Annotated in this window: 8 protein-coding genes; 6 read left to right on the top strand and 2 right to left on the bottom strand. The window is 66.7% G+C overall.

The features are described from left to right. The coding region (locus AC1D00_RS18620) for a DUF1134 domain-containing protein (RefSeq protein WP_477011662.1) at positions 1-530 on the bottom strand (530 nt) is incomplete at its 3' end. 139 nt (positions 531-669) lie between these two features. Here AC1D00_RS18620 and AC1D00_RS18615 point away from each other — a divergent pair. After that, complete coding sequence (locus AC1D00_RS18615; RefSeq protein ID WP_477011661.1) at positions 670-1152, top strand: YHS domain-containing (seleno)protein; 483 nt, start codon at positions 670-672, stop codon at positions 1150-1152. On the opposite strand, the gene AC1D00_RS18610 is transcribed toward AC1D00_RS18615, so the two are convergent. After that, positions 1146-1976, bottom strand: coding sequence for a 3'(2'),5'-bisphosphate nucleotidase CysQ family protein (locus AC1D00_RS18610; RefSeq protein WP_477011660.1), 831 nt, complete (start codon positions 1974-1976; stop codon positions 1146-1148). The two genes, AC1D00_RS18615 and AC1D00_RS18610, sit on opposite strands and share 7 nt — an antisense overlap. A gap of 200 nt (positions 1977-2176) precedes the next feature. Here AC1D00_RS18610 and chpT point away from each other — a divergent pair, with 200 nt between their 5' ends. The 5 genes from chpT to AC1D00_RS18585 all read left to right on the top strand — a co-directional run. Next, on the top strand, positions 2177-2830 hold the full coding sequence (gene chpT / locus AC1D00_RS18605; protein WP_027548462.1) for a histidine phosphotransferase ChpT: 654 nt from the start codon (positions 2177-2179) through the stop codon (positions 2828-2830). Positions 2831-3027: 197 nt separating this feature from the next. After that, complete coding sequence (locus AC1D00_RS18600; protein WP_477011659.1) at positions 3028-5835, top strand: hybrid sensor histidine kinase/response regulator; 2808 nt, start codon at positions 3028-3030, stop codon at positions 5833-5835. Between the two features lie 24 nt (positions 5836-5859). Continuing rightward, positions 5860-6330 carry a chemotaxis protein CheW gene (locus AC1D00_RS18595; protein WP_135176768.1) on the top strand — a complete coding sequence of 157 codons (471 nt, stop codon included), beginning with the start codon at positions 5860-5862 and terminating at the stop codon, positions 6328-6330. A gap of 73 nt (positions 6331-6403) precedes the next feature. After that, on the top strand, positions 6404-6769 hold the full coding sequence (locus tag AC1D00_RS18590; protein WP_007600538.1) for a response regulator: 366 nt from the start codon (positions 6404-6406) through the stop codon (positions 6767-6769). Positions 6770-6844: 75 nt separating this feature from the next. After that, positions 6845-7394, top strand: a 550-nt coding sequence (locus AC1D00_RS18585; protein ID WP_477011658.1) for a response regulator, incomplete at its 3' end; no start/stop codon positions are given.

Here is a 7394-nt window from a genome sequence, read left to right as displayed (position 1 = left end):
GAGCGGATCGGCACCAGCACGATGTTGTTGGCGGTGAGCGCCGTCATGCCGAAGCCGCCGATGATATAGGCCGAGCCGTCGAGGCCGGCGAAGCGCTGGTAGATCGCGTTGGTGGCGGGCAGGTTGTAGACCAGCGTCATGGTGCGCGCGCCGTCGCCGCCCCAGTCGAAGCCGAGCGAGGGGCCCTGCCAGTAGACGCGCAGGTCGCCGGCGTTCTTGGTGTAGAGCGTGCCTTCGCCATAGCGCAGGCCGGCGACGAAGGCGCCGGAGCCTTCCTCACCCAGGATATAGCCGTTCGGCAGGCCCCATTGGCTGACCGCCTTCTCGATGATCGAGGCGAGCCCGCGCGAGACGTTGCCGAAGAAGCGGTGACCGGCCGTCACGAGCTCGTCCGGCCCATAGGTGTTAGGCGTCGGGGACCGCTGCGGCGGCGGCAGGTTGGGCGGCGGCGCCTGCTGGGCGGAGGCCGGCACGATCCAGCCGACCATCGCGGCGAGCGCGAGCGCAGCAAGGCGTGATGCGAAAGTCATAAAAGAACCCCTGGTATCGAATCCGATCGCTTCCTTAACCTGACGCCAACAGGCACGGCTCTAGGTTGCGCCGAATGTCCCCTCGACTCGGATGTTATCCGCAGCAACTATGACGGCACAACGGCAGGAAGATAGCCCTTTGCGCCCCGGAATTGCCTTGATCGGCCGCCTCGTCTGCCTGCTGGCGGGCATTTGGATCGCCTGCGCATTGCCGGCCCAGGCAGCCACCACCGAACGGATCGTCGTCAATCGCTTCAGCGGCGTCGCCATCGAGGGCTTCGACCCAGTCGCCTATTTCGTCGACGGCAGCGCCGCGCAGGGGACGGCCGAGTTCGAGGCCAACCTCTGGGGCGCGGTCTGGCGCTTCCGGAACGAGGGCAACCGGGCCTCCTTCCTGGCCCATCCCGAGATCTATGGACCGCAGTTCGGCGGCTATGACCCTGCCGACATCGCCCGCGGCGTCACCATCGCCGGCAACCCCCGCTTCTTCGCGATCGTGGCGCAGCGGCTTTACCTGTTCAGCCGGGAAGCCAATCGCGACGCCTTCGCCGCCAATCCGGACCGCTTCCTCTACGAAGTCGGCAAGCGCTGGCCGGCGCTTCAGGAGCAGCTCGGTCAGTAGCAGCCGACCGCCTGCGGGTCGCCCCAGGCGATGAACTCCGGGATGATGAAGCCGGTATCCTGCCGCTGGCCGAAGTGGATCTCGCCGCCCTTGCCGTCGGTGACCTTGCCGCCGGCCGCGGTCACGACCGCGCAGCCGGCGCCGACATCCCACTCCGAAGTGGGCCCGAAGCGGGGATAGATGTCGGCGCTGCCTTCGGCGATCCGGCCGAATTTCACGGCCGAGCCGACCGTCCTTCTGACGGCATTGGGCCTGCTATCGATGAACGCTTCGCTTTTGGGATCGCCATGCGAGCGGCTCACCGCCGCGACCCAGGGCTCGCCCGGCGCCGGCAGCTTGCGGGTGTGGACCGGCTCGGCGGCACCGATGGTAGCGCCGTCAAACCTGACGCGCTCGGCGCCGCGGCCGACGATGCCGCGCCAGAGCAGCCCGAGTGCGGGCGCGCTGACGATGCCGAGCAGGGGCACCCCCTGAGTGACGAGGGCGAGGTTGACGGTGAACTCGTCGCGGCCGGCAACGAACTCCTTGGTGCCGTCGAGCGGATCGATCAGGAAGAAGCTGTCGCGGAACGGCGGAGCGGCAAGCTGGGTCCGCTCCTCCGAGAGCGTCGGGATGTCGCCCGCAAGCTGCGCCAGGCCGTCCGCGATGATGCGGTCGGCGGCAAGGTCGGCCTCGGTCACCGGCGAGCCGTCCTGCTTGCCGTCGACCCGCATCGCCGCGCGGTTGACCGCGAGGATCGCTTCGCCCGCCTTCACCACCAGCGCGGTGAGCGGCYCCATCAGGCCGGATGCGGCCGCGCCGTCGATGATCCGCTTCACCTGCATGCCTCATTCATCGGCAATTCCGTTCCTGCTCGACTGATTCGCCCCGATTGATTCGATTGGGGCTTTATGGCCGCCCCGAACCGATCGCAAGCTAGCTGCCGCAGGCTTGCGAATGTTAGAACCTGCGGCATCCGTCAAGCATGCGTGATTCGCGGCGTCCAGCGCCGCGCAATTCCAGGAACCCTCCAGGACCCCATTATATGTCTGACGCCTCGTCGCCCGCGACCACTACTGCTCCCGATATGCTCGAACTCGCCGCGCTGCTGTGCTCGCGGGTTTGCCACGATCTCATCAGCCCCGTCGGCGCCATCGTCAACGGGCTCGAAGTCCTCGACGACGATCCCAAGCCCGAGGACCGCGAGTTCGCGCTCGACCTGATTCGCAAGAGCGCCAAGACGGCCTCCGCCCGCCTCCAGTTTTGCCGTCTCGCCTTCGGCGCGGCCGGCTCCTCCGGCGCCCAGATCGACCTCGGCGATGCCCAGACCATGGCGCGCGGCCACATCGAGGACGGCAAGTGCACGATCACGTGGAATCTGCCGCGGCTGCTGCTGCCGAAGAATCGCGTCAAGCTGCTGCTCAACATGCTGGTCGTGGCCCAGCACACGATCCCGCGCGGCGGCACGCTCACGATCGATCCGATCGGTGAGGGCGAGGCGATGAGCTTTCGCATCACCGCGGCCGGACACAATGCGCGCCTGCCGCAGAACATCGCCGAGCTCCTCAGCGGCGAGCGCGGGCCCGCTGCGGATGCGCACGCGATCCAGCCTTATTATACGCGGCTGCTCGCGCAGGCCTGCGGGCTCACCGTGACGCTCGCACCGGAAGGCGCAGCCATCATCGTTACCGCTTCGTAAACGCGCGCATCGCTCGTAAGACGTTAATCCAACCTTTACGAGGCGCTTCGGCTTGTCCGGAGCGCCTTATCTCTTTGTTGGTTCCGTTCTTTTCCACATACTCAACCATTATTAAACGCTTTGCGGTGAAGCTGGCCCCATTCCGAAATGGCGCATCACGCCTCGTGCGCGCCCTCCCTGTATGAAGGCCTGTTTTCATGGATGATCTGTTGCGGGAGTTCTTGACGGAGACCAGCGAGAGCCTGGACACCGTCGACAATCAGTTGGTGAAGTTCGAGCAGGAGCCGAACAACGCCAAGATCCTGGATAACATCTTCCGCCTGGTCCACACCATCAAGGGTACGTGCGGCTTCCTCGGCTTGCCGCGTCTGGAGGCGCTGGCGCATGCCGGCGAGACGCTGATGGGCAAATTCCGTGACGGCATGCCGGTGACGGGGCAGGCGGTGACGGTGATCCTGTCCTCGATCGACCGCATCAAGGAAATCCTCGCCGGCCTCGAGGCGACCGAAGCCGAGCCCGAGGGCACCGACCGCGATCTCATCGACAAGCTGGAAGCGATGGTCGAGCAGGGCATGGCCGCGATGGCGGCCGGCGCTGCTCCCGTTGCCGAAGCGCCGCCGCTGGTGCCGGAAGCCCCGGCCGCTGCTGCGCCTGCACCCGCCAAGGAGATGACCTCTGGCACGCTGATCGACCAGACGCTGGAGCGCCCGCTGCGCCCTGGCGAAGTCTCGCTCGACGAGCTCGAGCGTGCCTTCCGCGAGACCGCGATCGAAGCGCCGGTCCCCGCGCCAATCGCCAAGGCCGAAGTCAAGGCCGCCCCCGCGCCGGCCGCGGAAGCCCCGGCGCCTGTCGCCAAAGAGGCTACGAAGGAAGCTGCCAAGCCTGCCGCCAAGGCCGCGCCGAAGAAGTCGATGGCCGACGAGGGCGCCTCCGAGGGCGACCGCATCGCCAACCAGTCGATCCGCGTCAACGTGGATACGCTGGAGCATCTGATGACCATGGTCTCCGAGCTGGTGCTGACCCGCAACCAGCTGCTGGAGATCTCCCGCCGCAACGAGGACACCGAGTTCAAGGTGCCGTTGCAGCGCCTGTCCAACGTCACCGCCGAGCTGCAGGAAGGCGTCATGAAGACGCGCATGCAGCCGATCGGCAATGCCTGGCAGAAGCTGCCCCGCATCGTCCGCGACCTCTCGWSCGAACTCGGCAAGCAGATCGAGCTGGAGATGCACGGCGCCGACACCGAGCTCGACCGCCAGGTGCTCGACCTGATCAAGGACCCGCTCACCCACATGGTGCGCAACTCCGCCGACCATGGCCTCGAGACCCCCGCCGAGCGGCTCGCGTCCGGCAAGGGCGAGCAGGGCACCATCCGCCTGTCCGCCTATCACGAGGGCGGCCACATCATCATCTGCATCGCCGACAACGGCCGCGGYCTCAACACCGAGAGGATCAAGGCCAAGGCGATCTCCTCCGGTCTCGTCACCGAGGCCGAGCTCGAGAAGATGAGCGAAGCCCAGATCCACAAGTTCATCTTCGCGCCGGGCTTCTCSACCGCGGCCGCCATCACCTCGGTCTCKGGCCGCGGCGTCGGCATGGACGTGGTCCGCACCAATATCGACCAGATCGGCGGCACCATCGACATCAAGTCGGTGGCCGGCGAGGGCTCCTCCGTCACCATCAAGATCCCGCTGACCCTCGCCATCGTCTCCGCGCTGATCGTGGAAGCCGCCGGCGACCGCTTCGCCATCCCGCAGCTGTCGGTGGTCGAGCTGGTCCGCGCCCGCGCCAACAGCGAGCACCGCATCGAGCGCATCAAGGACACSGCCGTCCTGCGGCTGCGCAACAAGCTGCTGCCGCTGATCCATCTGAAGAAGCTGCTCAAGATCGACGACGGCGCCGCCAGCGATCCCGAGAACGGCTTCATCGTGGTCACCCAGGTCGGCAGCCAGACTTTCGGCATCGTCGTCGACGGCGTGTTCCACACCGAAGAAATCGTGGTCAAGCCGATGTCGACGAARCTGCGTCACATCGACATGTTYTCCGGCAACACCATCCTGGGCGATGGCGCCGTGATCATGATCATCGACCCCAACGGCATTGCCAAGGCGCTCGGCGCCGCCGGCTCCTCGGCCCATGACATGGGCGACGAGAACGGGGCGCATCACATCGGAWSKGGCGAGCAGACCACYTCGCTGCTGGTGTTCCGCGCCGGCTCGTCCCAGCCCAAGGCGGTCCCGCTCGGGCTCGTCACCCGCCTGGAAGAGCTCCCCGCCGACAAGATCGAGTTCTCCAACGGCCGCTACATGGTGCAGTACCGCGAGCAGCTGATGCCGCTGGTTGCCATGGAGGGCGTCACCATTGCSAGCCAGGGCGCCCAGCCGATCCTGGTGTTCGCCGACGACGGCCGCTCCATGGGCCTCGTCGTCGACGAGATCATCGACATCGTCGAGGAGCGCCTCAACATCGAGGTCGGCGGCTCCAGCCAGGGCATCCTGGGCTCGGCCGTGATCAAGGGCCAGGCCACCGAGGTGATCGACGTCGGCCACTTCCTGCCGATGGCGTTCGCCGACTGGTTCACCCGCAAGGAGATGAAGCCGTCGATGCACTCGCAGTCGGTGCTGCTGGTCGACGACTCSGCGTTCTTCCGCAACATGCTGGCGCCGGTGCTGAAGGCGGCCGGCTACCGCGTCCGCACCGCGCCGACCGCGCAGGAGGGCCTGGCCGCGCTGCGCGCCCAGAGCTTCGACGTGGTGCTGACCGAYATCGAGATGCCCGACATGAACGGGTTCGAGTTCGCCGAAGTGATCCGCTCCGACAACAATCTGGGCTCGATGCCGATCATCGGCCTGTCGGCGYTGGTGTCGCCGGCGGCGATCGAGCGCGGCCGTCAGGCCGGCTTCCACGACTATGTCGCCAAGTTCGACCGKCCCGGTCTGATCGCGGCGCTGAAGGAACAGACCGCGGGCGCCGCCGGCGCCTCCGAGCTGAGCCGGGCCGCGGCGTAACCAGCGGGATCAGGAGATASGCTTATGGCCAACAAGATGCAGACCACCGAAGGCGCCATGGTCGAATACGTCACCGCGATGATCGGCGGCCAGCTGTTCGGCCTGCCGATCTCCCGCGTCCAGGACGTGTTCATGCCCGAGCGCGTCACCCGCGTKCCSYTGTCCTCGCGCGAGATCGCCGGCGTCCTCAACCTGCGCGGCCGCATCGTCACCGTGGTCGACATGCGCGCCCGYCTCGGCCTGCCCAGGCCCGAGGACGGCAAGGCGCCGATGGCGGTCGGTGTCGACCTGCGCGGCGAATCCTATGGCCTGCTGATCGACCAGATCGGCGAGGTGCTGCGCCTGCCCGAGGACGGCAAGGAAGAGAACCCCGTCAACCTCGACCCCCGCATGGCCAAGCTCGCCGGCGGTGTCCACCGTCTCGACGGCCAGCTCATGGTCGTCCTCGACGTCGATCGCGTCCTCGAGCTCGCGCCCGAGATGATGGCGGCCTGATACGGCGGCAACGCCGCCGACGGACTTGCAATTGGAAGTGTCCCCGCAAAGGGGACAGGAAGCAGAGGTTCACATGCGAACTTGTCTCGTCGTTGATGATTCCAGCGTCATCCGCAAGGTTGCGCGCCGGATCCTGGAGGGCCTCGACTTCCAGATCCTCGAAGCCGAGGACGGTGAGAAGGCGCTGGAGGCCTGCAAGCGCGGCTTGCCCGACGCGGTGCTGCTGGACTGGAACATGCCCGTGATGGACGGCTACGAGTTTCTCGGCCATCTCAGGCGCATGCCCGGCGGCGACCAGCCCAAGGTGGTGTTCTGCACCACCGAGAACGACGTTGCGCACATCGCGCGCGCACTTCATGCCGGCGCCAACGAGTACATCATGAAGCCCTTCGACAAGGACATCGTGACGGCGAAGTTCCAGGAAGTCGGCTTGATCTGAGCGACCGTCCGGAGGCTGAACGGCTCCTTCGGCGTTTGTTTTCAACTGAACCGTTTCAGTCTGAGTTGGTGAGTAATGAGTGTTGCGTTCGCAGGTAGTTCGACCACGGGTTCGTCGCGCGAAGCGGGGCCGCTGCGGGTGATGATCGTCGATGACTCCGTCGTCATCCGCGGTCTGATCTCGCGCTGGGTCGGCGCCGAGCACGACATGGAGGTCGCAGCCTCGCTGCGTACCGGGCTCGAGGCGGTCAACCAGCTAGAACGCATCAATCCCGACGTTGCCGTGCTCGACATCGAAATGCCCGAGCTCGACGGCATCTCTGCGCTGCCGCAATTGCTGGCGAAGAAGCGCGATCTCGTCATCATCATGGCCTCGACGCTGACGCGCCGCAACGCGGAAGTCAGCTTCAAGGCGCTGTCGCTCGGCGCGGCCGACTACATTCCGAAGCCGGAATCGACGCGCGAGGCGTCGGCCGCGGACACCTTCCATCACGACCTGATCCAGAAGATCCGTCACCTCGGCGCACGGCTGCGCCGGCGGCCCGCGGTTGCGAGCCCGCCGCTGGCGCCTGCGATCCCCGCACCGGCTGCGCGCGCACCGGTTGTCGCGCGGCCCGCCGCGCCCG

It is taken from the genome of Bradyrhizobium sp. P2_E8 (assembly GCF_056403875.1).
This window is presented reverse-complemented; position numbering and strand designations above follow the sequence as displayed.

What these genes read in the sequence shown, in the direction of transcription:
- chpT (WP_027548462.1), top strand. Translation starts at nt 2,177, where the DNA reads ATGTCTGACGCCTCGTCGCCCGCGACCACTACTGCTCCCGATATGCTC.
- AC1D00_RS18590 (WP_007600538.1), top strand. Translation starts at nt 6,404, where the DNA reads ATGCGAACTTGTCTCGTCGTTGATGATTCCAGCGTCATCCGCAAGGTT.